The following is a 1,733-nucleotide window of genomic DNA, read 5'->3' as shown; positions in this document are numbered from 1 at the left end:
TGAAGTCGTGAGGCAGACGGGGTCGGAAAACTATCGGGTCTTTCCGGACCCGCAAGGTCTCACCAGCGAGATAGACCGGCTCATGTGGCATCAGGAGGAGCCTTTCGGTTCTACCAGCATCTATGCCCAGTGGAACGTCTTCAGGTTGGCCAGATCCTACCGGACAAAGGTCGTTCTCGACGGGCAAGGGGCTGATGAGATTCTCGGTGGATATCATCCCTTCTTCGGAGACTTCCTCGCAGAACTCCTTGCAAGCGGCCGATTCGGAGCAACCATGCGACAGGCGCAACACCTCCGTTCAATCCACGGGTACTCCTACATGTGGGTCCTCTCACACCTCGTGGCAGGTCTCATGAGGGCCGAGGCAGCCGGGCTCAGGTCGAGGCCCCCTTTTGCTTGGAGGACGATACCCTGGCTGCTGAATACCACGAAGGTCCCCCCTCCTGTTCCGCTGGAACAGAGATTCGGTGGGAGACACCTTCTCAATCGACTCTACCATCTGCTCACCTCCACGAGTCTCCCTGCACTCCTCCACTATGAGGACAGGAGTTCCATGGCCTATTCCATAGAGGCCCGGGTCCCGTTTCTCGACCATCGCCTGGTGGATTTCATCTTCTCTCTTCCAACCGACCAGATCTTGAGGGACGGGATGACAAAAGTAATCCTGAGGAGGGCTATGAGCGGCATTCTCCCTTCCAGGGTTCGAGACAGGGCGGACAAGCTCGGTTTCGGCACGCCCGAGGAGAACTGGTTTTGTACGAGTCTCAGGGATTGGATCCAAGGGATTATTAGATCCAGGAGCCTCAGGGAAAGGGGATACCTCGATGCCGACCGCGCAGCAAAAGAGTTTGCCCTGCACTGTGCCGGCAAAAAGAACATGAGTTTCACCATCTGGCGATGGATAAACCTCGAGCTGTGGTTCAGGAAATTCATCGATCAGGTACCAGGGGGGCTGGAATGAAAGATCCTGGACTAACGGGTTCCTTCGGGTTTCCATGGGGTCGCCCGCACCGGACGCCGTCCCGAGCGGTCAAATCGCCGCCAAAACAAGGGGAGCGGCCCACTTCAAGACAACTGGTCCTGACTTCGCGTGTATCCGGATTCGTGAACTCCATTCTGGCATCACGCCTCGGGCCTCGGGGCACGGTCGTCCTCATCCTGGCCGGGATAGTGGCGTGCATCTATCTGAACTCCCTGGGCAACGGCTTTGTTGAATGGGACGACCCCGGGCTCATTTTGCGGAACAGGCAGATTCGCAGTCTCGAGTGGTCTAACATAAAGGAGATCTTTTCCGTTAGAAGGGCGAGTACCTATCAGCCCATTCGGGTTCTCAGCTATGCAGTCGACTACCATTTCTGGAAGCTGAATCCTCTGGGGTACCATATCACGAATATTGCCTTCTATCTCCTCACATGTATCCTCGTATTCTTTTTCGCAGAGGAGCTCCTGAAATTCCTTCGAAGGGAGGGGACCCCCCAATCCAACACCCGGATCGCCTTTCTTGCGGCCCTTCTGTTTGCCGTCCATCCCGTACATGTCGAGTCTGTGACGTGGCTTTCCGCGCGGAAAGAGGTCCTGGTCGGTTTCTTCTTCTTTGCGAGTCTATATTGCTATTTGAAAGCCACAGATGCGACGAGAAGGGAAACGAAATCGAGCTTGTACGGCCTTGCTTTCCTCTGTTTTGTAATGGCGGTTTTGTCAAAGCCGGTGGCTGTGGCTCTTCCAGGTATCAT

2 protein-coding genes are annotated in these 1,733 nt (G+C 55.5%); both read left to right on the top strand.

The genetic code is table 11. From position 1 onward, the window contains the following. Nucleotides 1-961, top strand: a 961-nt coding sequence (locus tag JRJ26_20465) for an asparagine synthase C-terminal domain-containing protein (protein ID MBW2059863.1), incomplete at its 5' end; no start/stop codon positions are given. Then, nucleotides 958-1,733 (top strand): hypothetical protein (locus tag JRJ26_20460; GenBank protein MBW2059862.1); only part of this gene is annotated, 776 nt, incomplete at its 3' end. The genes JRJ26_20465 and JRJ26_20460, both read left to right, overlap by 4 nt.

Source organism: Deltaproteobacteria bacterium (genome assembly GCA_019308905.1).
Classification (GTDB): Bacteria; Desulfobacterota; BSN033; order WVXP01; family WVXP01; genus JAFDHF01.
This window is presented reverse-complemented; position numbering and strand designations above follow the sequence as displayed.